Source organism: Kocuria salina, from assembly GCF_013368965.1.
In the GTDB taxonomy this organism is placed as follows: domain Bacteria; phylum Actinomycetota; class Actinomycetes; order Actinomycetales; family Micrococcaceae; genus Kocuria; species Kocuria rosea.
This window is the reverse complement of the sequence record NZ_SSSF01000001.1, coordinates 242822-266232: the sequence shown is the minus strand read 5'-3', so window position 1 is coordinate 266232 and position 23411 is coordinate 242822. Positions and strand designations below refer to the sequence as shown.

Annotated in this window: 18 protein-coding genes and 1 tRNA gene; 11 read left to right on the top strand and 8 right to left on the bottom strand. The window is 74.8% G+C overall.

From position 1 onward, the window contains the following. Nucleotides 1-17: 17 nt before the first annotated feature. From E7Z53_RS01210 to E7Z53_RS01200, 3 genes are all read left to right on the top strand, one after another. On the top strand, nt 18-839 hold the full coding sequence (locus tag E7Z53_RS01210) for an HpcH/HpaI aldolase/citrate lyase family protein (protein WP_176336979.1): 822 nt from the start codon (nt 18-20) through the stop codon (nt 837-839). 72 nt (nt 840-911) lie between these two features. Then, on the top strand, nt 912-1736 hold the full coding sequence (locus E7Z53_RS01205) for an electron transfer flavoprotein subunit beta/FixA family protein (RefSeq protein WP_176336978.1): 825 nt from the start codon (nt 912-914) through the stop codon (nt 1734-1736). Nucleotides 1737-1803: 67 nt separating this feature from the next. Then, on the top strand, nt 1804-2805 hold the full coding sequence (locus E7Z53_RS01200) for an electron transfer flavoprotein subunit alpha/FixB family protein (protein ID WP_176336977.1): 1002 nt from the start codon (nt 1804-1806) through the stop codon (nt 2803-2805). Between the two features lie 45 nt (nt 2806-2850). On the opposite strand, the gene selB is transcribed toward E7Z53_RS01200, so the two are convergent. The 3 genes from selB to E7Z53_RS01185 all read right to left on the bottom strand — a co-directional run bounded on the left by selB (nt 2851) and on the right by E7Z53_RS01185 (nt 6141). Next, nucleotides 2851-4641 (bottom strand): selenocysteine-specific translation elongation factor, encoded by a 1791-nt coding sequence (gene selB / locus E7Z53_RS01195; RefSeq protein ID WP_369597949.1) that lies wholly within the window; start codon nt 4639-4641, stop codon nt 2851-2853. 2 nt (nt 4642-4643) lie between these two features. Then, nucleotides 4644-5981: an L-seryl-tRNA(Sec) selenium transferase gene (selA, locus tag E7Z53_RS01190; protein ID WP_035923454.1), complete on the bottom strand. Its 1338-nt coding sequence runs from the start codon at nt 5979-5981 to the stop codon at nt 4644-4646. Between the two features lie 65 nt (nt 5982-6046). After that, a tRNA-Sec gene (locus tag E7Z53_RS01185) sits at nt 6047-6141 on the bottom strand. 41 nt (nt 6142-6182) lie between these two features. Between E7Z53_RS01185 and selD the strand changes: the two genes are divergently transcribed. Then, nucleotides 6183-7202: a selenide, water dikinase SelD gene (selD, locus tag E7Z53_RS01180; protein ID WP_109221411.1), complete on the top strand. Its 1020-nt coding sequence runs from the start codon at nt 6183-6185 to the stop codon at nt 7200-7202. A 27-nt stretch (nt 7203-7229) separates the two neighbouring features. On the opposite strand, the gene nrfD is transcribed toward selD, so the two are convergent. The 4 genes from nrfD to E7Z53_RS01155 form a co-directional block, all read right to left on the bottom strand. Next, complete coding sequence (nrfD, locus tag E7Z53_RS01175) at nt 7230-8321, bottom strand: NrfD/PsrC family molybdoenzyme membrane anchor subunit (RefSeq protein ID WP_176336975.1); 1092 nt, start codon at nt 8319-8321, stop codon at nt 7230-7232. Next, nucleotides 8318-9322: a 4Fe-4S dicluster domain-containing protein gene (locus E7Z53_RS01170; protein ID WP_035923449.1), complete on the bottom strand. Its 1005-nt coding sequence runs from the start codon at nt 9320-9322 to the stop codon at nt 8318-8320. The genes nrfD and E7Z53_RS01170 overlap by 4 nt, the downstream gene beginning before the upstream one ends. Next, nucleotides 9322-12687, bottom strand: a complete 3366-nt coding sequence (gene fdh, locus E7Z53_RS01165) for a formate dehydrogenase (RefSeq protein ID WP_255219358.1) — start codon at nt 12685-12687, stop codon at nt 9322-9324. The genes E7Z53_RS01170 and fdh overlap by 1 nt, the downstream gene beginning before the upstream one ends. A gap of 102 nt (nt 12688-12789) precedes the next feature. After that, nucleotides 12790-14031, bottom strand: a complete 1242-nt coding sequence (locus tag E7Z53_RS01155; protein WP_176336973.1) for a heparan-alpha-glucosaminide N-acetyltransferase domain-containing protein — start codon at nt 14029-14031, stop codon at nt 12790-12792. A gap of 432 nt (nt 14032-14463) precedes the next feature. Here E7Z53_RS01155 and E7Z53_RS01150 point away from each other — a divergent pair, with 432 nt between their 5' ends. The 6 genes from E7Z53_RS01150 (at nt 14464) to E7Z53_RS01125 (ending at nt 20892) form a co-directional block, all read left to right on the top strand. Next, a complete protein-coding gene (locus E7Z53_RS01150) occupies nt 14464-14922 on the top strand; it encodes a hypothetical protein (protein WP_035923440.1) in 459 nt (152 codons plus the stop codon). 279 nt (nt 14923-15201) lie between these two features. Continuing rightward, nucleotides 15202-16833 (top strand): peptide ABC transporter substrate-binding protein, encoded by a 1632-nt coding sequence (locus tag E7Z53_RS01145; protein WP_176336972.1) that lies wholly within the window; start codon nt 15202-15204, stop codon nt 16831-16833. Nucleotides 16834-16916: 83 nt separating this feature from the next. Beyond that, entirely contained in the window at nt 16917-17840 is a 924-nt protein-coding gene (locus E7Z53_RS01140; protein ID WP_017833150.1) for an ABC transporter permease, read from the top strand. Next, entirely contained in the window at nt 17833-18801 is a 969-nt protein-coding gene (locus tag E7Z53_RS01135; RefSeq protein WP_109221407.1) for an ABC transporter permease, read from the top strand. Before E7Z53_RS01140 ends, E7Z53_RS01135 begins: the two co-directional genes overlap by 8 nt. Beyond that, nucleotides 18798-19865 carry an ABC transporter ATP-binding protein gene (locus tag E7Z53_RS01130; RefSeq protein ID WP_217905331.1) on the top strand — a complete coding sequence of 356 codons (1068 nt, stop codon included), beginning with the start codon at nt 18798-18800 and terminating at the stop codon, nt 19863-19865. The genes E7Z53_RS01135 and E7Z53_RS01130 overlap by 4 nt, the downstream gene beginning before the upstream one ends. Further along, entirely contained in the window at nt 19858-20892 is a 1035-nt protein-coding gene (locus E7Z53_RS01125; RefSeq protein WP_133409879.1) for an ABC transporter ATP-binding protein, read from the top strand. The genes E7Z53_RS01130 and E7Z53_RS01125 overlap by 8 nt, the downstream gene beginning before the upstream one ends. 39 nt (nt 20893-20931) lie before the next feature. Here E7Z53_RS01125 and E7Z53_RS01120 read toward each other — a convergent pair whose 3' ends face one another. Further along, nucleotides 20932-21918, bottom strand: coding sequence for a DNA-3-methyladenine glycosylase family protein (locus tag E7Z53_RS01120; protein WP_176336971.1), 987 nt, complete (start codon nt 21916-21918; stop codon nt 20932-20934). A 200-nt stretch (nt 21919-22118) separates the two neighbouring features. Between E7Z53_RS01120 and E7Z53_RS01115 the strand changes: the two genes are divergently transcribed. Then, nucleotides 22119-23372: an NRAMP family divalent metal transporter gene (locus tag E7Z53_RS01115; RefSeq protein ID WP_017833155.1), complete on the top strand. Its 1254-nt coding sequence runs from the start codon at nt 22119-22121 to the stop codon at nt 23370-23372. Nucleotides 23373-23411 lie beyond the last annotated feature (39 nt).

Genomic DNA, 23411 nt, shown 5'->3' with positions numbered 1-23411 from the left:
CCGGCCAAGGAGCCCCGATGACCGACCCGTTCACCCTCGGACCCGCCCTGCTGTTCTGCCCGGCCGACCGCCCCGAGCGCTACGCCAAGGCGGCCGAGCGCGCCGACGCCGTGATCCTGGACCTCGAGGACGCCGTGGCGCCCTCCGCCAAGCCCGCCGCCCGGGACGCCCTCGTGGCCACGCCCCTGGACCCCGCCCGCACGATCGTGCGGATCAACGCCGAGGACACCGAGGACTTCGCCCACGACCTCGTCGCCCTGCGGCACACCGGGTACACCACCGTGATGCTGCCCAAGACCGCCTCCGCGGAGCGGCTCGCCGTCGCCGCCGAGCTGGGCCTGCACCGCGTCGTCGCGCTGTGCGAGACCGCGGAGGGCGTGGTCAACGCGGCCGAGATCGCCCGGTCCCCCAACGTGGTCGCGCTGATGTGGGGCGCCGAGGACCTCGTGGCCTCGCTCGGCGGCAGCTCGTCCCGGCGCCGGGACGGCGCCTACCGGGACGTGGCCCGCCACGCCCGCTCCGCCGTCCTGCTCGCGGCCGGCGCCGCCGGCCGGCCCGCGATCGACGCGGTGCACGTCGACCTCGGCGACCACGACGGGCTGCGCGAGGAGGCCCTCGACGCGGTGGCCTCCGGCTTCGCGGCCACCGCCTGCCTCCACCCCGGGCAGGTCGAGACCGTCCGCGCCGCCTACCGGCCCGGTGCCGAGGAGGTCGCTGCCGCCCGGGAGCTGCTCGCCGCCGCCCGCCGCACCCCCGGCGTCTTCGCGTTCCGCGGGCGGATGGTCGACGCACCCCTGATCCGCCACGCCGAGCGCCTCGTGCGCCGCGCGGACGCCTGAGACCCCGTCCGTCCGCACGGACCGCCCGTTCCCGCCCCGTCCCGTCCATCCCCGTCCCGCCCGGAGGAGACCATGAGCCAGCCCCTGACGATCGTCGTCCCCGTCAAGCACGTCCCCGACGCCGCGGGGGACCGCGTCCTCGCCGGGAGCCCGCCCCTGCTCGAGCGCGCGTCCGGGATCCTCTCCGAGCTCGACGAGTACGCCCTCGAGGCCGCCGCGCAGATCGTCGAGACGCACGGGGGCGCGGCGGCCGGGCACCGCGTGCTCGCCCTCACCCTGGGACCCGCGGGTGCGACGGGCGGGCTCAAGCGCGCCCTCCAGCTGGGCGCCGACGCCGGGTTCCACGTGCTCGACGACGCCCTCGCCGGCTCCGACGCCTGGGTCACCGCCCGGGTGCTCGCCGCGGCGGTGCAGCGGATCGCCGCGGCGGAGGACCGGGCCGTGGACCTCGTGCTCACCGGCATGGCCTCCACCGACGGCGAGACGTCCCTGGTCCCCGGTCAGCTCGCCGAGCGGCTCGGCCTCGCCCACGTCGGCTTCGCGAGCTCCCTGGCGCTGGCCGAGGACGGCGCCTCGCTCACCGCCGTCCGGCACACCGAGACCGAGGCCCTCCGGGTCGCCGCGGACCTGCCGGCGCTCGTGGCCGTGACGGACCAGGTCAACACCCCGCGCTACCCCAACTTCAAGGCGATCATGGCGGCCAAGAAGAAGCCCGTGCAGACGTGGTCCGTCGCCGACCTCGGCCTGGACACCGGGGACGTGGGCCTCGCCGGCTCGCTCACCGAGGTGCTCGACGCCGTGCCGCGCCCGCCCCGGACCGCCGGGGAGGTCGTGGCCGACGACGGCGAGGGCGGCATCCGCCTCGCCGAGTTCCTCGTGGCCCGGAGGCTCGTCTGAGCACCCGGCCGCACCCCGCCGGACCCCCATCGCACGCGCCCGCCCGCCGGGCAGGAGGAGGACGACCATGACCACGACCACGACCACGACCGTCGCACTGGTGGTGCTGGCCACCACGGACCGGCTGCGCCGCGCCGACCGGGAGCTGCTCGTGCTCGCCGGCACGCTGGGCGAGACGCACGTCGTCGTGCCGGACGCGCCCGGCGACGCCCTGCTCGGCGAGCTCGCCGCCCACGGGGTGGGCGCCGTGCACGCCCCGGAGGGCGGGCCCGGCGACCGGCTCACCACGCCGGCGGTCGCGCTCGCGGAGGCCGCCGCCCGGGAGACCGGCGCCACGGCGCTGCTGCTCGCCGCCACCCCCGAGGCCAAGGACGTCGCCGCGCGCCTGGGCGTGCGGCTCGGGGCCGGGGTGGTCACCGACGTGGTCGCCCTCGACGCCGACCTCGTCGCCACCAAGTCCGTCCTCGCCGGCGGGTGGACCACCCGGTGCCGGGCCACGAGCCCGGTGCTGATCGCGACCGTCCGCCCCAACTCGGTCGAGCTCCCCGCCGACCCCGCGGCCCACGCCGCCGCGGGCGCCCCCGGCGCTGGGCCGGCCGGGGCGCAGCGCCCGCGAGTGCGCACGCACGCGCTCGAGGACACCGTGCCCGCGGCCCGGGTGGTGGGCCGGTCCGCGCTGCCGGCCTCCGGGCGCCCGGCGCTGGGCGAGGCGCGCGTGGTCGTGGCCGGCGGCCGCGGCACGGGCGGGGACTTCGGGCCGCTCGAGGCGCTCGCCGACGTCCTCGGCGGCGCGATCGGGGCCTCCCGCGCGGCGGTGGACGCCGGGTGGATCGGCCCCGAGGCGCAGGTGGGCCAGACCGGGCGCACCGTCTCCCCGCAGCTCTACGTCTCCTGCGGGATCTCCGGGGCCGTCCAGCAGCGCGCCGGGATGCAGACGGCGGGCACGATCGTGGCCGTGAACAAGGACGAGCAGGCGCCGGTCTTCGAGATCGCCGACCTCGGCATCGTGGGCGACCTGCAGAAGGTGCTGCCCCAGGCGGTCGAGCACCTCAGGGCGCTGCGCGGATAGGAGCCGGGCGGCGGAGCGGCCGGCAGGGCCGTCCCGGGCCGGGGCTCAGTGCGCCACGGTCCGGTGGCCGGCGTCCAGCCGCCGGGTCCAGCCGCGGGCGTCGAGGTGCTCGAGCAGCGGGATCGCGACGCGCCGGGAGGTGCCGAGCGCCTGGCGGGCCTGGCTCGTGGTGAAGGGCTGCGGCAGCCGGGCGAGCTCGCGCATCGCCAGGGCGGGGGCGGTGGGGAGCAGCACGACGCCGTCCCCCAGCCGGAGCAGCCGGCCGGTGCGCTCGGCCGCGGCGAGCTCGCGGGCGCCGAGCCGCAGCGCCGTCAGGTCGTCGGCCTCCGGGCTCCGGAAGGGCTCGGCCCCGAGCCGCCGCTCCAGCTCGAGCACGGCGGTCTCGTGGGCGCCGAGGCCGCCGCGGTGGTGCGGGGACCGGACGTGCCCGCCGTCCTGCTCCAGGCCGGCGCCGCGGACCACGGGGTCGACCAGCGCGGCGTCGGGCAGCGCGAGCAGGTCGCGGGCGGCGCCCCGCGAGAGACCCGCGGCCAGGGGATCCCGGGCGTGCAGCTCCTCCACGGCGGTGCGCAGCCGCTGCGTCCAGGACTCGAGCACGGGGGCGTGCACCCACCAGCCGCAGAGCGCGCGCACGTCGCCGGGCGGGGCGGCGTCCGCGGTGGGCACAAGCCCGAGGCGGTGCAGGTGCTGCGCCGGCACCGCACCGCGGCGGGCCACCTCCGCGCCGACGTCCCCGCGCAGGTCCGTGCCGGCGAGCCGGACGGCGCGGCGCGCCCGGTCGCCGCGCCGCCGCAGCGCGGGCGGGTCGGCGTCGAGGACCTGGGCGCCGCCGAGCACCGAGCGGCTGCCGGGGTCGCGGAGCACCAGGCGGTCCCCGAGGACCAGGGGCAGGGGCCGGTCCAGGACCAGCCGGGCGTGGTCATCGTCGAACGGGCTCAGCCGGGCGGGCACGGCCGCGGTGCCGGCGTGGACCACGAGGTGCTCGGCCGTGTCCGTGAGGGCGGGGCCGGTGGCCCGGCGGACGTCGAGGACGTCGGTGAGCGGCCACGTGCCGGGGGTGACCAGGGCGTCGCCGCGGTGCACGTCGGAGGCGGAGACCCCCCGCAGGTTGAGCGCCACGCGGGTGCACGGCTCCAGCGCGGTGTGGGCCACGTTCCGGCTGTGCATGCCCCGGACCACGACCGGCACGGTCCCGCCGTCCCCGAGCAGGTGCAGCCGGTCGCCCTGCCGGAGCGATCCCGCGGCCAGCGTGCCGGTCACCACCGTCCCGGAGCCGGTGATCGTGAAGGACCGGTCCACCCACAGCCTCAGCCGCCCCTGGGCGGGGGCGGGCGCCCGCGCCAGGACGTCGTCGAGGACGGCACGCAGCTCGTCGAGGCCCGTGCCCTCGAGGGCCGAGACGGTGACCACGGGCGCGTCGTGCAGACCGGTCCCGGCCAGCTCTGCGCGCACCTGGGCCAGCACCTCGCCGGTGCGACCGGGGGCCCGGTCGGCGCGGGTGAGCACCACCACGCCGTGCTCGATGCCGAGGGCCGCGACGGCGTCGCGGTGGTCGCCGGACTGGGCCTGCCAGCCCTCGTCGACGGCGACCACGAAGCAGACCACGGGAGCCGGGCCGAGACCGGCGAGCATGTTGCCGAGGAAGCGCTCGTGGCCCGGGACGTCCACGAAGGCCACGTCGCGCCCGGACGGCAGCGCGGTCCAGGCGTAGCCCAGGTCGATGGTCAGCCCGCGGCGGCGCTCCTCCTCCCAGCGGTCGGGCTCCATCCCGGTGAGGGCCCGCACCAGGGTGCTCTTGCCGTGGTCGACGTGCCCGGCCGTGGCGACGACGTGCACGCTCACCGGGCCCCTCCCGGGCCGCCGTCCGCCCCGGCCAGGGCGGTCAGGGCCGCCTGCACCGCCGCGCGCAGGCGCTCGTCCTCGGACTCGGGCACGCAGCGCAGATCGACCAGGCACGCGCGGTCGTGGACCCGGGGGAGCACGGCGGGGCGGCCGGTGCGCAGCAGCGGGGCCGCCGCCTCGGGCAGCCGCACCGCCCACCCCGGCAGGGGCACGCCGGGCGCGCCGCCGCCGCCGACACGGCCGTCGTGGGCGACCACGGGTGCGCCGACGGCCGCGCCGAGCCGTTCGGCCCGGTCGCGGAGCCGGTCCGGGTCCGCGTGCAGCGCGGTCGTGACCGGGGCGGGCCCCCCGGTGAGCGTGGCCTCCAGGGCGGCGAGCGCGAGCTTGTCGGCGCGGACCGCCCGGGCGAGGGGGTGGGCGGCCAGCCGGGCGACGGCGTTCGAGCCGCCGAGCAGCAGCCCGGCCTGCGGGCCGCCGAGCAGCTTGTCGCCGCTCGCGATGACGAGGTCGGCACCGCCCTCGAGGACCGAGGCGGCGTCGGGCTCGGACGGCAGCTGCGGGTCCGGGACGAGGAGCCCGCTGCCGAGGTCCGCCACGAGGGGCAGGCCGTGGGCCCGGGCCAGCGGCCGCAGCTCGTCGACCTCGACGGCCGAGGTGAACCCCTCCAGCCGGAAGTTGCTCGGGTGCACCTTGAGCAGGCAGCCGGTCTCCGGGCCGATCGCCTCGGCGTAGTCGCGCAGGTGGGTCCGGTTGGTCGTGCCCACCTCGCGCAGCCGGGCGCCGGTCGACTCGATCAGCTCCGGCAGCCGGAAGCCGGCCCCGATCTCGACGAGCTCGCCGCGGCTGATCACCACCTCGCGGCCGGCGGCCAGGGCCGTGGTGGCCAGCACGAGGGCGGCCGCGCCGTTGTTGACGACCAGGGCGTCCTCGGCGGGTGGGCAGGCGGCGAGCAGGGCCGCCCGGGCGGCGGCGCCGCGGCGGGAGCGGGTGCCGCTCACCAGGTCGAGCTCCACGTCGACGTACCCGCCGGCCGTGACCAGCGCGTCGAGCGCCGCCGCGGACAGCGGGGCGCGGCCGAGGTTGGTGTGCACCACCACGCCGGTGGCGTTGAGCACCGGCGTCAGGCTCGAGGCGGAGCGGGCCCCGAGCGCGGCGAGCACCGCCGGCTCGACCTCGCCGGGGGCGATCTCGCCGCGCCGCGCCCGGTCCTGGGTCTCGCGCACCAGCGCGCCGACGACGTCCTCGCTCAGCCGCTCGAGCGCCCGGCGGACGGGCGGCAGGGCCAGGAGCTGGTCGGTGCGCGGGATCAGGCGGCGCGGGTCGTCCAGGGCCACAGTCCCTCCTCGTCGGGCGGCACGCGGTGCGGGTGGTCGCTGCGCGGGTGGGCAGCGCAAAGAGTTGGCGGAGGCGGACGGGAATCGAACCCGCCAGGCCGAGGTGCTCGGCCTCACCGGTTTTGAAGACCGGGGGGCCCACCAGGACCCGGACGCCTCCGTCACCCAACCTAGCACCGCCGTCACCAGTAGGCTGACGACATGGAACAGACCCGGACGCCGACCCCGCCCCTGCCCGCGCCCGGGACGGTCCGCCTGACCGGCTTCGCCCACGGCGGCGGATGCGCGTGCAAGATCCCGCCCGGCGAGCTCGAGGACGCGGTCCGGGGCCTCACCGGCCAGGCGGGGGACGGCGTGCTGGTCGGTCTCGACGACGGCGACGACGCCGCGGCCGTCCTGGTGCGCGAGGACCTCGCGGTGCTGTCCACCGCCGACTTCTTCACCCCGGTGGTCGACGACGCCTACGACTGGGGCCGGATCGCCGCCGCGAACGCGCTCTCGGACGTCTATGCCATGGGCGGGCGTCCGGTCATGGCCATCAACCTCGTGGGCTGGCCCCGCGACGTGCTGCCCATGGAGCTGATGACCGAGGTGCTCCGCGGCGGCCTGGCGGTCGCCTCCGAGGCGGGGTGCCCGGTGATCGGGGGGCACTCCATCGACGACCCGGAGCCGAAGTACGGCATGGCCGTGACCGGTGTGGCCCACCCGGACCGGCTGCTGCGCAACGACGCCGCCGCACCGGGGCTGCCCCTGACCCTCACCAAGCCCATCGGCGTGGGACTGCTCAACAACCGGCACAAGGCGACCGGCGAGGTCTTCGCCGAGGCGCTCGCCACGATGACCCGGCTCAACCGGGACGCGGCCGACGCGGCGCTGGCGGCCGGGGCCCGGGCGGCCACGGACGTCACCGGCTTCGGCCTGCTCGGGCACCTGCACAAGATGTGCCGTGCCTCCGGGGTGGGCGCGGTGCTCGACCGGAGCGCCGTGCCCCTCGTGGAGGGCGCGGCCGAGGCGCTGCGGGACGGCTACGTCTCCGGCGGGACCCGCCGCAACCTGGACTGGGTGCGCCCGCACCTGCGGGCGGGGACCGGTGTCACCGAGGACGACCTGCTCCTGCTGGCCGACGCGCAGACCTCGGGCGGCCTGCTCGTGGTCGGCGAGGTGCCGGGCTACCCCGTGGTGGGCCACACCGTGGCCGGGTCCGGACTCCACGTGCGCTGAGCCCCGCCGGGGCACGGCGCCGGGCGCTCAGCCGACGGTCGTGATCGAGTCGTCGGTGATCCCGGCGGCGCGCCGGGCGGCCAGCCGGGCCTTCTGCGGCTCGATCGTGTAGCGGGGGTCCACGGCCGAGTGCAGACCGGCCTCCATCACGCCGAACCGGGTGAGCGCCGAGGACGCCAGCAGCGCCAGCCCCGAGACCGCGGCGACGGCCCGGTGCCGCCCGCCCAGCAGCGTGCCGAGACCGCCGGCGACCGCCAGCCGCTCGCTCCACGCCAGCATGGTCCCGGCCTGGCCGTGGTGCAGCGGCTCGGCCGCCACCGGGTCCATCCGGCGCTCCATCAGCTTCGTGGCGATCAGCTCACCGGCCACGCCCAGCACGGCCAGCCGCCGGGCGGGGCCGGCCTCGCCGACCGAGGTCGTGACCATCGCCAGGCCGCCCGAGGCGAGGCTCGCCGAGCTCACGAAGACGAATGCCAGGTCCTCGCGGGCGGCGTTCCAGGTGGGCGTCGCAGTATCGGAGAGCAGCGCCGCGGTGTACGCGGCGAGCGGGCCGGCGAAGACCGCGGCCTCGACGCCGGCCGGGCCCTCCACGGCGCGCAGCACCGGGCGCAGCGGGCCCAGCGGAAGACGGGAGCCGGTCATCCGGTCCACCTCGGCCGCGACCGCGGTCCCCATGCCGGCCCCGAACGCGCTGAGGATCCACGTGCCCATGCTCATCGGAGAGGTCGGCTTGAACGTGCGCAGCATGTGCAGGAAGCGTTCCGGGCGGCCGAGGTCCGCGACCAGCGCCGCGCCGCCGAGACCGAGCGCGGTCACCGACCCCAGCCGGGCGTTGCGGCGCAGCTCGGCCCGGCCCGTGAGCTGACCGCCGAGCGCGAGCAGCGCGGAGCCGCCGGCCACGCCGCCGAGGAACAGGTACGCGGCGACCTCGTGGCCCCAGGGCGCCGGCTTGACCACCGGGCGGCCGTAGTAGGAGCCGAACTCCGGCTCCGGGACCATCGGCATCTCCCGGGAGCCGTCGCCGCCGCCCTGCCCGGCGCCCCGGCGGCGCGGGCCGTCCTGCCGCCGGCGGCGCGGCGGCTCGGGCGGACGGTAGCCGTCGAACTCGGACAGGCTCACGAGCGGCCCCCCGCGAAGGCCAGGGCGGCGGCGGCGAGCATGCCCGCCGCGGCCAGTCCGGCCCGCTGGTACATCCGGGGCAGGTCCGCGGTCGGCACCCGCGGGTCGGGCGGGAGCCCGTAGACCTCCGGCTCGTCGAGCAGCAGGAACACCGAGCCGGTGCCGCCCACGCCGTCCAGCTCGTTCGCGCCGTAGAGCCGCGCCTCGGTGCGCCCCTGGGCGTGCAGCTCGGCGACCCGGTGCCGGGCCGTCTCGACCATGTCGTCGTGCTCGCCGTACTTGATGGACGTCGTGGGGCACGTCTGCGCGCACGCGGGCGTCTGGTCGTCCACCATGCGGTCGTAGCACAGGGTGCACTTCTGGGCGACGCCCACGTTCTTCACCGCAGGCTTGTCCGGCTTGCCCGGCTGCCCGTCCCGCTCCGTGCGCGGGGCCGCCGTGCCGTCGGTGCGCCGCTCGATCACGCCGAACGGGCAGCCGGCCACGCAGGTGCCGCACCCGTTGCACACGTCGTCCTGGACCACCACGGTGCCGTGCTCGGTGCGGAACAGCGCCCCGGTGGGGCACACGTCGAGGCACCCGGCGTGCGTGCAGTGCTTGCAGACGTCCGAGGACATCAGCCAGCGGAACTCCTCGGTGTTCGGCGGGGTGGTGTCCCCGGCGGCCGGCTGCGGGCGCGCCTCGGGCGGGCCGACGCGCGGCATGCCCAGGCTCACGAGCTTGCGCCCGGACTCGCGGGCCTCCTCGATCCGCTCGCTGTCCTGCTCGACGAACGCCACGTGCCGCCAGGTGCTGGCACCCAGGGCGCCGGTGTTGTCGTAGGAGGACTCGAGCAGCTCGAGGTCCCCGTCCTGGGGGTTCTGGTTCCACTCCTTGCAGGCCACCTCGCAGGCCTTGCACCCGATGCAGATCGAGGTGTCCGTGAAGAAGCCCTTCCGCGCGTGCGCGTGCTCCCAGTGCGCGTCGGCCGTGGGATCGGTCGGTCCGGCCAGCTGGCCCATCAGTGCTCCCTCATCGGGTCGGTGGTCGGGTCGGTGCCCGGACCGGTGCTCCGGTCGGTGCCGGGGACGTCGATCCGGGTGTTGCCGGTCTCCACGGTGGCGCCCGCGCGCTGCTGGTACTCCAGGACCAGGTCGAGCAGCTCGGGACCCCGCGGCCGGCGGCCCGGGCGGATGTGGCACGAGCCCACCTTGGAGTCCTGGATCTGCACGTTGGGCTCGAGGGTCAGGCCCAGCAGGTCGTTGGCGGAGTCGCCGCTGACCACGGCGTCGTCGCCCACGCCCCAGTGGTACGGGAGCCCGATCTGGTGCACGGTGTGCCCGCGCACCACGAGCGGGGTCATCCGCTCGGTGACGAGCACGCGCACCTCGATCGCCGCGCGGGGCGAGACGATCGTGGCCCAGCCGTACGGCTCCAGCCCGCACTCGGCGGCGAGCTCGGGGGAGACCTCGCAGAACATCTCCGGCTGCAGCTCCGAGAGGTACGGCAGCCACCGGCTCATGCCGCCGGCGGTGTGGTGCTCGGTGAGCCGGTACGTAGTGAACACGTAGGGGTACACGTCCGCCCCCGGCTCCCCGGCGCTCGGGGCGGTGAGGTTGTCCTGGCGGGCGAACAGCACCCGGGAGGGGTTGCGCTGCTGGGTGTACAGGGCGTTGGCGACCGGCGACTCCTGCGGCTCGTAGTGCGTGGGCAGCGGCCCGTCCAGCACGCCCTTGGGCGCGTACAGCCAGCCCTTGCCGTCGGCCTGCATGATGAACGGGTCGTCGCCGGCGAGCGCGGCCGCCCCCCCGGAGTCGGGGTCGGGGCGGGTGCCCGGGGCGAGGTGGAGCGGGAAGTCGGGCACGTCGTCCCCGACCCACTGGTCCTGCTCCTCGTCCCACCACACGAGCTTCTTGCGCTCGCTCCAGGGCCGGCCCTCCGGGTCCGCCGAGGCGCGGTTGTAGAGCAGTCGACGGTTGGCCGGCCACGCCCAGCCCCACTCGAGCGCGGTGGGGCCCTGTTCCCCGCCGGGTCTGCGGGCGGCGGCACGGTTGACGCCGCCGGCGTAGACCCCGGTGTAGATCCAGCAGCCGCCGGAGGTCGAGCCGTCCGCCCGCATCTCGGTGTACGAGGACAGCGGCCTCCCGGCGTCCGGCCCGGTGAGGTGCCGACCGTTGATCTCGGCGAGCACCGCCTCGGGGTCCGGCTCGCCGTGCTCGTCGACGGGGTAGTCCCAGGTGAGGTCGAGCAGCGGGCGGTCGCGCTCGTCCCCGGACCCGGCCAGCCGCTCCCGGATCCGCCGGCCCAGCTCGAAGAAGAACTGCAGCTCGCTCTGGCACTCGCCCGGCGGGGCCACGGCCTGGTGGCGCCACTGCAGCAGCCGCTGGGTCTGGGTGAAGGTGCCCGACTTCTCCACGTGCGTGGCCGCGGGCAGGAAGAACACCTCGGTCTCGATGTCCTCGGTGCGCAGCTCGCCCGAGGCGATCTCCGGGCCGTCCTTCCACCAGGTCGCCGACTCGATGAGGTTGAGGTCCCGCACCACCAGCCACTTGAGGTGGGACATGGCCATCCGCTGCATCCGGCCGTTGGAGGAGCCCACCGCGGGATTCTGGCCGAGCAGGAAGTAGCCCTCCACCTCGTCGTCGAGCATCTTCGTCAGCGTCTGGAAGGTGCCGTGCGCGCCGGTGAGGCGCGGGAGGTAGTCGTAGGCCCAGTCGTTGTCCGCGGTGGCGGCGTCCCCCCACCAGGCCTTGAGCAGGCTCGTCGTGTAGGCGTCGGCCTCGGCCCAGTAGCCCTTCTGCTTCTTCGACGCGATCGCGGCCAGGTAGTCGTCGAACGTGTCGTGGGTGCCGGCCACCGGCATGGGCAGGTAGCCGGGCAGCAGGTTGAACAGCGTGGGGATGTCGGTCGAGCCCTGGATGCTGGCGTGCCCGCGCAGGGCCATGATCCCGCCGCCGGGGCGGCCCATGTTGCCCAGCAGCAGCTGCAGGATGGACGCGGTGCGGATGTACTGCGCGCCCAGGCTGTGCTGGGTCCAGCCCACGGCGTAGGCGAAGCACGTGGTCCGCTCCCGCCCGGAGTTCTCCGTGATGGAGCGGGCCAGGTACGCGAAGTCCTCGGGGGAGACGCCGCACACCTCCTGCACCATCTCGGGGGTGTAGCGCGCGTAGTGCCGCTTGAGGATCTGGAACACCGTCCGGGGGTCCTGCAGGGTCTCGTCGCGCTGCATGCGGGCGTGCTCCATCGGGGCGCCGCCGCTGCCGAGCTGCTGGCCGGCGGCCTCGTCCACGGCCTCCGCCCCCTCCTCGGCGCCGTGGTCGGGGTCGCCCGCGGGCGCGTCCACCCGGCCGTCGTGGTCCCCGGCGCCGTCCTCGTTCTCGGCGTAGGCCCAGGTGGACATGTCGTACTGGCCGGTCTCCGGGTCGAACCCGGAGAACAGCCCGTCGAGGTCCTCGGCGTCGCGGTAGTCCTCGTTCACCAGCGTGGCGGCGTTGGTGTAGGCGCGCACGTACTCCTCGAACCACAGGTCGTGGGTGAGCACGTGGTTGACCAGGGCGCCGAGCAGGACGATGTCCGAGCCGGCCCGGATCGGGACGTGCTTGTCAGCGACCGCCGAGGTGCGGGTGAAGCGCGGGTCGACGTGGATGACCCGGGCGCCGCGCGCCTTGGCCTCCGTCACCCACTGGTAGCCCACGGGGTGGCACTCGGCCATGTTGGAGCCCTGGATGACGATGCAGTCGGCGTTGGCCATGTCCTGCAGGGACTGCGTGGCACCGCCACGTCCGAACGAGGCTCCCAGACCGGGAACCGTGGCGGAGTGTCAAATACGGGCCTGGTTCTCGATCTGGATCGCTCCCGCGGCGGTGAAGAGCTTCTTGATGAGGTAGTTCTCCTCGTTGTCCAGCGTGGCGCCGCCCAGGGCGGCGAAGCCCATCGTGCGGCGCAGCGGACGGCCCTGCTCGTCGGCGTCCTGCCAGCCGTTGCGGCGGGCCTCGAGGACGCGGTCGGCCACCATCTCGAGGGCGGTGCCGAGGTCCAGCCGCTGCCACTCGGTGGCCCGGGGCGCCCGGTAGAGCACCTCGGTCTGCCGGCCGGGGGCGTTGACCAGCTGCTCGCTGGCCGCGCCCTTGGGGCACAGGCGTCCGCGGGAGATCGGCGAGTCCGGGTCGCCCTCGATCTGGACGACCTTCTCGTCCTTGACGTACACCCGCTGGCCGCAGCCGACCGCGCAGTACGGGCAGACGCTCTGCACGACCCGGTCCGCGGTGGTCGTGCGCGGGCTCGTCGTCCGGGTGCGCTCCGAGGTCACCGCCGGTCCGCGACCGAGCAGGTCGCCCGAACGGATCTGCCGGAGGACCGGCCACTCCAGGGGACTGAATCGTGACATGTCAGGAGCATAGCCCGCCGGTGTGTCAGGAGCCACGCCGGCGGGCGGCGCGGACGCAGGCGCCGCCGGCGCGCGGAACCCGCTGGTCCCGTGGGGACTCCGCTAGGCCCGCGGGGACTCCGCCGTCCGGGAAGGGGTGCCCAGGACCAGGCGGCGGGTGCCCCGGACGGCGGCCGCGATCACCCGCTCGAGCGGTCCCTGACCGAACGTCGCCTGCCAGAGCACGGCGAAGCCGGCGGCCACGGCCACGTGCACGGCGAACCAGAGCACGCGGTCCTCGTAGTGGAGCGTCGTGGCCAGGGCGAGCAGGTGGGCCGAGTACAGGGTCAGGGTGCGGGCCCCCATGGCGCCCAGGGTGGTCCACAGCCGGTTCGGGCGCGCGACGAGCAGGAAGAGCCCCAGCACGGCCAGGCCGGTGCCCAGGTCCATGAGCAGCGTCACCGGGGTGTTGCTGTGCGGTCCGGGGGTGAGCAGCCACCACCACGTGGAGGTGGGCAGGTCCGGGCTCGGGCCCCAGACGAGGATCTCGTCGACCTGGTCCTCGCTCAGCCACGGGGTGTGCCGCAGCAGCTGGTCGTAGCCGCCGGCCTGCAGGACCAGCACCCAGTAGACGAACCAGGCGCCGAGCGCCAGGACCACGCCGGCCACGGCGATCCGGACCCGCACCACGACCTCGTGCAGGTCGGTCCGGCCGAGGAGCAGACCGGCGCAGAGGTACGTCAGGTAGGGCACGGCCGGGTAGGTCCCGGTCAGCAGCACCTGGGCCAGGGTGGCGCCCGGGTCCGCGAGCGCGCTGCCGAGGGTGGGGTTGACGGCCCCGGCCTGGGGCAGGGCGGGGCCGAGGACGTGCACGAGCACGGGGCCCAGGACCGCGGCGAGCGCCGCGACGGCGGCCAGCGTGCGGCGCCGCAGGCCGAGCAGCGGGACGGCGAGCAGGAAGAACGCGCCGTAGTAGACGAGGATGCCCAGCGCGGGCGCCGGGGACGGCATGACCTGGTTGATCGCCAGCCCGGCGGCGGCGATGAGCAGGGCCCGCACCACCAGGCCGGCGCGGGTGGCCGTCAGCGTGCGGCCCCGGTGCGGGGTGCGCCCGCCCGAGGAGAACGCCAGGCTCAGCCCGGCCAGCAGGGCGAACAGCGCCGCGGCGCGCCCGCCGAAGAGGCTCCACTGGAGGGTGGGCTCGAAGGTATCGGGGTCGTGGGCGGGCAGGATGTGGACCGCGATCATGCCGATCAGCGCCAGGCCTCGGGCGGCGTCCACGGCGATGAGGCGGGGTCTGCGGGCGGGGGCCGCGGCGGTCGTGCGGGTGGTGCCGGTCGTGGGGGCTTCGGACGTTCGGCTCATGGGATCTCCGGGGGGGGGCGGGGGCGCGCAGGGGATCGTGGCCGCTGCCGGCGGGGACCGGTGCGGCCCGTGCGCGGGGGTGCGCAAGGGGGTGCGCGCGGACGGGGCGGCTCGCGGGGGTCCGGGCGGCCGGCCGGTGGCACGTCCGGCCGGCCCGGGGGAGGGGCCGGTGCGGACGTCGGTGCGCCCGGGCGGGGGCCCGGTGCGGCGGCGGTCCCGAATCCCCCTCGGGCCGCCTCCGACCCTAGGAGCCGGATCCTCTCCTGTCCACTTGGCGCGTTTGCATTGTCCCAGGTCACAAGGCGTTTGTGACGTGTTCACCGGCGCCCCTCTGGAAGTCCGCCGGGGTCGCTGGTTCCATGGGAGCAGGCCTCTCCGGCCTGCGCCGGGCGCCGGGTGGGGGGCGCGGTCGCAGGTCCTGAGGAAGGTTCGATGATGAGCAGTGCACTGTCCCCCCGGCCGGCGTTCCGGTCGGTCGACCCCGTCCACGTCCCGCTGCTCCCGGAGCACCCCGACGACGCTGCCCCCGACCGCCAGGACGACGGCCTCGGTCTGCACCCCGCCGGGCTCCTCCAGCGGGTCTTCACCGCGGCGGGAGAGGTGGAGGCCGCGGAGTGGGCGCTCGACCACGTCCTCGACGCCGTGGCCTCCGGCGAGGAGGTGGGCATCGGTCTCGACGTCGCCCCCCTCGACGGCGCCCTCGAGTCGGCGCGCTGGGCACTGGACCGGGCGGTGGGCGCCCTGCGCGCCGAGATCCGCTGGGTGGCGCGGCACGGCGTCCCGCTCTGCCTCCTCGCCGAGGCCTCCGCGACGGAGCTGGACGAGGTGCGCTCCGTGCTGCGCTCCGCCGCTCTCGGGGCGAGGACAGGGGGACTGGCCGTCGCCGGCTGAGCCGACCTCCGCCCCGCGGGGGCTCGGAGCCCGGCCTTGTTGTTACGAATGGGTAACTGATACCGGCGGTTCCTGTTTCTCCTGGCGTGTCTGCTGTCGTCCCCCGAACGGACCACATAGATTTCTTCTGGGTGCGGCGGACGGTGATCTCCGTCACGTCGGACCCGGAGCCCCGTGCTCCACGACGCGAGCCCCGTGCTCGCCCCGGCGTGGCCCCGTCCCCCTCGGACTGCGAACCCAGCACTCCTGGCGGGCCCGTATCGACCCATGGAGGAAACGATGAGAACGAAGCGGATCGCGGGCACGTCAGTGGCGCTCTCCGGAGCCCTGCTGCTCACCGCGTGCGGCGGGGGAGACGGCGGGGGCACCGCCGCCGAGGGCGGCGGCGACGGCACCTTCAGCGTGTACATCGGGGAGCCCGAGAACCCGCTGCTGCCCGGCAACACCGGCGAGACGGAGGGCGGCCAGGTCGTCGACGCGCTCTGGACCGGCCTGGTCGAGTACGACCGGGAGTCCAACGAGGCCGTCTACACCGGCGTCGCGGAGTCGATCGAGTCCGAGGACCAGACGACGTGGACGGTCAGCCTCAAGGACGGCTGGACCTTCCACGACGGGTCCCCGGTGACCGCCCAGAGCTACGTGGACTCGTGGAACTACGTGGCCAACAGCGAGAACGCGCAGGGCAACTCCTACTTCTTCTCCAACGTCGAGGGCTACGACGCCCTCCAGGGCGAGGAGGGCGCGAGCCCCACCGCCACCGAGATGTCCGGTCTGCGCGTCGTCGACGAGCAGACCTTCGAGGTCACCCTCAGCGAGCCCTACGCGCAGTGGCCGACCACCGTCGGCTACACCGCGTTCTTCCCGATGCCGGAGGCGTTCTTCGAGGACCCCGAGGGCTTCGGCGAGCAGCCGATCGGCAACGGCCCGTTCAAGGCGGACGAGGCCTTCCAGGAGGGCCAGGGCATCACGCTCACCCGCTACGACGAGTTCGGCGGCGACGAGCCGGCCAAGGCCGCCGCCGTGGAGTTCCGCGTCTACACCGAGATCAACACCGCCTACAACGACCTCCAGGCCGGCTCGCTCGACGTGGTCGACCAGATCCCGCCGGACGCCATCGCCTCCGCCGAGGACCAGTTCGGCGAGCGGTTCAAGACCACCCCGCGCGGCGACATCACCGCGCTCGGCTTCCCGACCTACGACGAGCGCTTCGCCGACCCGGAGGTCCGCCGCGCCTTCTCCATGGCCATCGACCGGCAGGCGATCACCGACGCGATCTTCCAGGGCTCCCGCACCCCGGCCGCGTCCTTCGTCTCGCCCGTGATCGACGGCCACCGCGAGGACGCCTGCGACGCGTGCGAGCTGAACGTCGAGGAGGCCAACCGGATGCTCGACGAGGCGGGCTTCGACAAGTCCGAGCCCGTGGACCTGTGGTTCAACGCCGGCGCCGGCCACGAGGAGTGGATGCAGGCCGTCGGCAACCAGCTCCGCGAGAACCTGGGCGTCGAGTACCAGCTGCGCGGCGACCTCCAGTTCGCCGAGTACCTGCCCAAGCAGGACGAGAAGGGCATGACCGGCCCGTTCCGCTCCGGCTGGATCATGGACTACCCCGTCATGGAGAACATGCTCGGCCCGACGTACTCCACGGCGGCCCTGCCGCCGGCCGGCTCGAACGTGACGTTCTACTCGAACGAGGAGTTCGACGCCAAGCTGCAGGAGGGCAACGCCGCCGACTCGATCGACGCGGCGATCCAGGCCTACCAGGAGGCCGAGGACCTGCTCGTGGCCGACATGCCGGCCACGCCGCTGTTCTTCGGGCTCGTGCAGTACGCACACTCGGAGAACGTGGACGAGGTCTACGTCAACAGCTTCGGCCGCGTCGAGGTCGAGGACGTCGTCGTCACCTCGGAGTGATCCGACCCTGACCCGGGGCGCCCCGCACGGGGCGCCCCGGGCCCACCTGTCCGCGCAACACCTCCGCACACACAAGGAGACCCATGGGGCGGTACGTCCTCCGCCGTCTGCTGCTGACCGTCCCGGTGCTGCTGGGCGCGTCCCTGCTCATCTTCTCGATGGTCTACGCGCTGCCCGGCGATCCCATCCGGGCGCTGGCCGGCGACCGGCCGCTGTCCGAGGCCGTGCAGGCGCAGCTGCGCACCGAGTACAACCTCGACGACCCGCTGCTGATCCAGTACGCCAAGTACCTGGGCGGCCTGGTGCAGGGCGACTTCGGCACCGACTTCTCGGGCCGTCCCGTCCTCGACACGATCGTGGACCGGCTGCCGGTGACGGCCCGGCTGGCCCTCGTGGCCGTGGCCTTCGAGATCCTCATCGGCATCCTCGCCGGCGTGCTGGCGGGCCTGCGGCGCGGATCCTTCTTCGACAACCTCGTGCTGGTCTCCACCACGGTGGTCGTGTCCATCCCCGTCTTCGTCCTCGGCTTCCTCGCCCAGTACGTCTTCGGCGTACGGCTCGGCTGGTTCCCCATCGCCGGCATCTCGGACGGCTGGTACAGCTACGTCCTGCCCGGCTTCGTGCTCGCGGCGCTCTCGCTCGCCTACGTGGCCCGGCTGACCCGCACGAGCCTCGCGGAGAACCTGCAGAGCGACTACGTGCGCACGGCGCGCGCCAAGGGCCTCAGCGAGGTGTCGGTGGTCGGCAAGCACACCCTGCGCAACAGCCTCATCCCGGTGGTCACCTTCATCGGCGCCGACCTCGGCGCCCTCATGGGCGGGGCCATCGTCACCGAGTCGGTGTTCAACATCCCCGGTCTCGGCCGGGCGGTCTACGACGCGGTGCTGCGGCAGGAGGGCGCCGTCGTCGTCGGCATCGTCACCCTGTTCGTCTTCTTCTACATCTTCTTCAACCTGGTGGTCGATGTCCTCTACGCCGCCCTCGACCCGAGGATCCGCTATGAATGAGCCGCGTCCGGAGAGCGTCCGCGAGGAGCGGGACGCCCACCACGAGACCTTCTCCGACCGCGTGGACGACCGCGCCGACGAGATCGCCTCGGCGGCGGCCGCCGGGGACATCGAGCAGGTCAGCCTGTGGCGGGACGCCTGGAAGGGCCTGCTCCGCAACCCCTTCTTCCTGGTGGGGGCCCTGCTCTTCGTCGTGTTCGCGGTGATGGCCCTCGCCCCGCAGGTGTTCACCTCGGTGGACCCGCGGGCCTGCAGCCTCGGCCGCTCGGGGGAGGGCCCGCAGCCCGGGGCGCCGTTCGGCTACGACGTCCAGGGCTGCGACTACTACTCGAACGTGGTGCACGGCGCGCGCATCTCCCTGGCCATCGGCTTCCTCGCCGTCCTGGGCACCCTGGCCATCGGCGTGGTGGTGGGCGCGCTCGCCGGCTACTACGGCGGCTGGCTCGACTCGCTGCTCGCCCGGATCACCGACATCTTCTACGGCCTGCCGCTCATCCTGGGCGCCATCATCCTGCTCTCCGTGCTGCCCGAGCGCGGGGTGCTCGAGGTCTCCCTCGCGCTGATCGCGTTCGGCTGGATGACGGCCATGCGCCTGGTCCGCTCCAACGTGATCGGGGTCAAGGAGGCCGACTACGTCCAGGCGGCCCGGGCGCTGGGCGCGCGGACCGGCCGGATCCTCACCAAGCACATCCTGCCCAACGCCGTGGCGCCCGTCCTGGTCTACTCCACCATCGCGGTCGGCACGATCATCGCCTCCGAGGCGACGCTCACCTTCCTGGGCGTGGGCCTGCAGCTGCCCGAGATCTCCTGGGGTCTGCAGATCAACGCGGCGCAGAACAGGCTGCGCGACGCCCCGCACCTGATCCTCTTCCCGTCGCTGTTCCTGTCCCTGACCGTGCTCTCGTTCATCCTCATGGGCGACGCGCTGCGCGACGCCCTCGACCCGAAGTTGCGCCGATGACACCCTCCTCCGTCCCCGCTCCCACCCCCGCCCCCGTGCCCGCGCCGCCGGGCGGCGCGGCGGGCCCCGTGCTCGAGGTCGACGACCTCGCGGTGGAGTTCCGCTCCCGCCGGCGCACCGTCCGGGCCGTCAACGGGATCAGCTACACCGTCCGGGCCGGCGAGACCCTCGCGATCGTCGGGGAGTCCGGCTCCGGCAAGAGCGTCAGCGCCCAGGCCGTCATGGGCATCCTCGACATCCCGCCCGCCCGCATCACGCACGGCGAGATCCACTTCCACGGCGAGGACCTGCTGGGCATGAGCCGCCGGGACCAGCGGGCGGTGCGGGGGCCGGGCATCGCCATGGTCTTCCAGGACGCCCTCTCCGCGCTGAACCCGGTCTTCTCCGTGGGCCACCAGATCGGCGAGCTGTTCCGCGCCCACCGGGGCGCGTCCCGGCAAGAGGCGAAGGCCCGGGCGATCGAGCTCATGGAGCGCGTGGGGATCCCCGCGGCCCGGGAGCGCGTGGGCGACTTCCCGCACCAGTTCTCCGGCGGCATGCGCCAGCGCGTGATGATCGCGATGGCCATCGCCCTGGACCCGGACATCCTGATCGCCGACGAGCCGACCACCGCGCTCGACGTCACCGTCCAGGCCCAGATCATGGACCTGCTCACCGAGCTCCGCACGCAGACCGGGATGGGCGTCATCCTCATCACCCACGACCTGGGGGTGGTCAACGAGGTCGCCGACCGGGTCGCGGTGATGTACGCGGGCAGCATCGTGGAGAACGGCACGGTCGACGAGGTGCTCTCGGCGCCCCTGCACCCCTACACCCGGGGGCTGATGTCCTCGATGCCCAGCCTCGAGTCCCAGGGCGAGCGGCTCCTGCCCATCGCCGGGACCCCGCCGGACCTCTCCGCCATTCCCGCCGGCTGCGCGTTCCATCCGCGCTGCCCCATGGCGCGGTTCGGGCGGACGGCGGCGCCGGGCAAGGACTGCGCCGCGGACGTCCCGGTGCTGCGCGAGGTCGTGCCGGGCCGGACGGCCGCGTGCCACTACAGCGAGGAGCTCCAGCATGAGTGACACCCGGCCGACGACGACGGCGGACGCGCCCCTCCTGGAGCTGCGCGGGCTCACCAAGCACTTCCCCCTCACCCAGGGGGTGCTGCTGCGGCGGACCGTGGGCCAGGTCCAGGCGGTGGACGGCGTGAGCATGACCCTCGGCCCGGGGGAGACCCTGGGGCTCGTGGGCGAGTCCGGCTCCGGCAAGTCCACCGTGGCGAAGCTCATCATGGCGCTGCAGCAGCCCACCGCGGGCCAGGTCCTGTACAAGGGCCGGGACGTGGCCGCGATGTCCTCGCGGCAGCTGCGGGAGTACCGCCGCAACGTGCAGATCATCTTCCAGGACCCCTACTCGTCCCTCAACCCGCGGATGACGGTGGGGGACATCGTGGCCGAGGCCTGGGAGGTGCACCCCAACGCGGTGGCGCGGCAGGACCGCGCGGCCACGGTCCGGGAGCTGCTGGAGCGGGTGGGGCTGCGGCCCGACTACGCCAACCGGTACCCGCACCAGTTCTCCGGGGGCCAGCGGCAGCGCATCGGGATCGCGCGGGCCCTGGCCCTGCGCCCCGAGGTGATCATCTGCGACGAGCCGGTCTCGGCCCTGGACGTCTCCGTCCAGGCGCAGGTCATCAACCTCCTGCAGGACCTGCAGGACGAGTTCGGCCTGTCCTTCCTCTTCATCGCCCACGACCTCTCGGTGGTGCGCCACCTCAGCGACCGGGTCGCGGTGATGTACCTCGGCAAGGTGGTGGAGACGGGCGACCGGGACGCGATCTACCACCGGGCCGCCCACCCGTACACGCAGGCCCTGCTCTCCGCGGTGCCGGTCCACGAGCCCGCCCTGCGCGGGGGGCGCGAGCGGATCATGCTCAGCGGCGACCTGCCCAGTCCCGCGAACCCGCCCTCCGGGTGCCGGTTCCGGACACGGTGCTGGAAGGCGCAGGACGTGTGCGCCGAGCAGGAGCCGGAGCTCGTCGACCGCGGCCAGGGCCACCCGGCGGCCTGCCACTTCGCCGAGAGCCGGGACCTCGTGCCCGGCTCGGCGTAGCCGCCGGCCCCGGCGGCAGGCCCGCGCCGCCGGCCGGGCTCAGCGGGCCCCGGACCCTCCGGACCCTCCGGGGCCGGGTCCGCCGGGCGCTGCGCGGTCCCCGCCGGCGGGCAGGGCGGCCGAGTCCGGGAACGCCGCGCGGGCCCACAGCCGCATCACGGCGTAGCTGCGCCAGGGGCTCCAGGCGGACGCGGTCGCCGCGGCGGCGGCCGCCCCGGCCGCCCCGAGCGCGCGCCGCAGGACCAGGTCCTGGGGCAGGAAGACGTCGGGGTCGCCCAGGACGCGCAGCGAGATCGACCCGGCCGTCCACGGGCCGATGCCGGGCAGGGCCAGCAGGCGCTCGCGCAGCACGGCGGCGTCCTCCCCGGCCGGCACGCCGGCACGTCCCGGCGGGGCGTCGAGGACGAGTCCGTCGCGGACCGCCACGGCGAGCGCGTGCACGGTCGCGGCCCGGCGGGTGGTGACGCCCACGTCCCGCTGCAGCCGGGCCGGGTCCGTCCCGGCGATCCGGCGGGCCGTCGGGAAGGCGGTGGCGCCGCCGGTCACGGGCGTGCCGTGGTGGCGGACCAGGCGCCCGGCGAAGGTGCGGGCCGCGGCGAGGGAGACCTGCTGCCCCAGTACGGTCAGGACCGCCGTCTCGAAGCCGTCCGGTGCACCGGGCAGCCGGATCAGGGGCCAGGCGCGCACGTCCGCGGCGAGCACGGGGTCGGCCGCCAGGGCGCGGTCCGCCGCGGGGGACTCCGTGCCCTCGCCGAGCCAGCGGCGCACCCGCTCCAGCACGGGCTCCAGGGTCTCCGCCGCCCCGGGCCCCACGCGCACCGGCAGACCGGCCGGAGTGAGGCCCCTCCAGTCGACCGTCACCGTGCGGACCGCTCCGTCCACCACGACGGGGCGCCGGTGGGCGCCGCCCGCGAGGTCGTCGCACCCGGGCACGGCCTGGGAGGCCAGGAAGTCCCGGAGGAACCCGGGGGACGCCGGCGCCGGGAGCAGGACGTCCACGGCACCCGCGGACCCGTCGTCGTGCATGCGCTGCTCCCGGTCGTCGAGGGGCGGGGATCCGGACCCAGCCTGTCCCGGGGGCCACTGCGTGTCCAGGCGGAGAAGCGGCGGAGGCCCTGTTCAGATTGTTCAACAATCACTACACTGGCACGAGAGTGACCGCGGCCACGTCCAGGGTGGCCGGCGCCGTGCCCCGGCGCAGGTCGCCCCCGTCCCGAGGAGGCCGCATGTCCAGCTCCGCCCCCGTCCCGCCCGACCCGGAGGGCCGCGGCGCCGTCAGCAGCCCCGCGGCGATGCGGGCCGTGAACCGCTCCGCCCTGCTCGGCGCCCTCTTCCTGATGGCCACCAGTGCCATCGGCCCCGGGTTCATCACCCAGACCGCGAACTTCACCGTGCAGCTGGGCGCCGCCTTCGCGTTCGCCATCGTCATCTCCATCGTCGTCGACATCGCGGTGCAGCTGAACGTGTGGCGGATCATCGGCGTCTCCGGGCTCAAGGCGCACGAGCTCGGCAACCGCGTGCTGCCGGGCCTCGGCTGGTTCATCGCCGCGCTCGTGGCCACCGGCGGGCTCGTCTTCAACATCGGCAACACCGCCGGCGGCGGGCTCGGCCTCGACGCGCTGCTCGGCCTCGACCCCACCTGGGGAGGCATCATCACGGCGCTGATCGCGGTGGGCGTGTTCGTCAGCAAGCGCGCGGGCGTGGCCCTGGACCGGATCGTGGTGGCCCTCGGCGTGCTCATGATCCTCGTGACGAGCTACGTCGCGTTCGTCTCGCGGCCCCCGGTGGGGGAGGCGCTGCGCAACGTGGTGCTGCCCGAGAACGTGGACTTCCTGATCATCACGACCCTCATCGGCGGGACCGTGGGCGGGTACATCACCTACGCGGGCGCCCACCGCATCGTCGACGCCGGGATCACCGGCGTGGAGAGCGTCAAGCAGATCTCCCGCAGCTCCGTGGTGAGCATCGTGCTCACCGGGGTCATGCGCTTCCTGCTGTTCCTGGCGATCCTCGGGGTGGTCGCCGGCGGCGCCCAGCTCACGGGCGAGAACCTCGCCGCCCAGGCGTTCCGCTCCGCCGCCGGGGAGGTCGGCCTGCGCCTGTTCGGGGTCATCCTGTGGGCCGCGTCCATCTCCTCGGTCATCGGCGCCGCCTACACCTCGGTGTCCTTCCTCACCACCTCCCGGACGAAGCCGCGCACCCGGAACCTGATGACCATCGCCTTCATCCTGGTCTCGGCCACCGTGTTCGCCCTGCTCGGCCAGGCGCCGTCCACGCTGCTCATCGTGGCGGGCGCCGTCAACGGGCTCATCCTGCCGCTGGGCTTCGCGGTGCTGCTGTGGGTGGCCTGGCGCCGGCGGGACCTGCTGGGCGGCTACGAGTACCCCAAGTGGCTCGCGCTGATCGGCACCGTGGTGTGGCTGCTCACCATCTTCCTGGGCTACCAGTCCCTCAGCGGCATCGCCGCGCTGTGGGCGTGATCGCCGTGGGACCGGACAGCACGCAGGCCCGGCGGGACC

Excerpts from the sequence above, each read along its gene's own strand:
- E7Z53_RS01155 (WP_176336973.1), bottom strand. The coding sequence starts at position 14,031 with ATGAGCCGAACGTCCGAAGCCCCCACGACCGGCACCACCCGCACGACC.
- E7Z53_RS01170 (WP_035923449.1), bottom strand. The coding sequence starts at position 9,322 with ATGGGCCAGCTGGCCGGACCGACCGATCCCACGGCCGACGCGCACTGG.
- E7Z53_RS01125 (WP_133409879.1), top strand. The coding sequence starts at position 19,858 with ATGAGTGACACCCGGCCGACGACGACGGCGGACGCGCCCCTCCTGGAG.
- E7Z53_RS01150 (WP_035923440.1), top strand. The coding sequence starts at position 14,464 with ATGATGAGCAGTGCACTGTCCCCCCGGCCGGCGTTCCGGTCGGTCGAC.
- E7Z53_RS01140 (WP_017833150.1), top strand. The coding sequence starts at position 16,917 with ATGGGGCGGTACGTCCTCCGCCGTCTGCTGCTGACCGTCCCGGTGCTG.
- selD (WP_109221411.1), top strand. The coding sequence starts at position 6,183 with ATGGAACAGACCCGGACGCCGACCCCGCCCCTGCCCGCGCCCGGGACG.
- E7Z53_RS01145 (WP_176336972.1), top strand. The coding sequence starts at position 15,202 with ATGAGAACGAAGCGGATCGCGGGCACGTCAGTGGCGCTCTCCGGAGCC.
- E7Z53_RS01200 (WP_176336977.1), top strand. The coding sequence starts at position 1,804 with ATGACCACGACCACGACCACGACCGTCGCACTGGTGGTGCTGGCCACC.
- E7Z53_RS01205 (WP_176336978.1), top strand. The coding sequence starts at position 912 with ATGAGCCAGCCCCTGACGATCGTCGTCCCCGTCAAGCACGTCCCCGAC.
- E7Z53_RS01115 (WP_017833155.1), top strand. The coding sequence starts at position 22,119 with ATGTCCAGCTCCGCCCCCGTCCCGCCCGACCCGGAGGGCCGCGGCGCC.
- E7Z53_RS01130 (WP_217905331.1), top strand. The coding sequence starts at position 18,798 with ATGACACCCTCCTCCGTCCCCGCTCCCACCCCCGCCCCCGTGCCCGCG.
- E7Z53_RS01120 (WP_176336971.1), bottom strand. The coding sequence starts at position 21,918 with ATGCACGACGACGGGTCCGCGGGTGCCGTGGACGTCCTGCTCCCGGCG.
- E7Z53_RS01210 (WP_176336979.1), top strand. The coding sequence starts at position 18 with ATGACCGACCCGTTCACCCTCGGACCCGCCCTGCTGTTCTGCCCGGCC.
- E7Z53_RS01135 (WP_109221407.1), top strand. The coding sequence starts at position 17,833 with ATGAATGAGCCGCGTCCGGAGAGCGTCCGCGAGGAGCGGGACGCCCAC.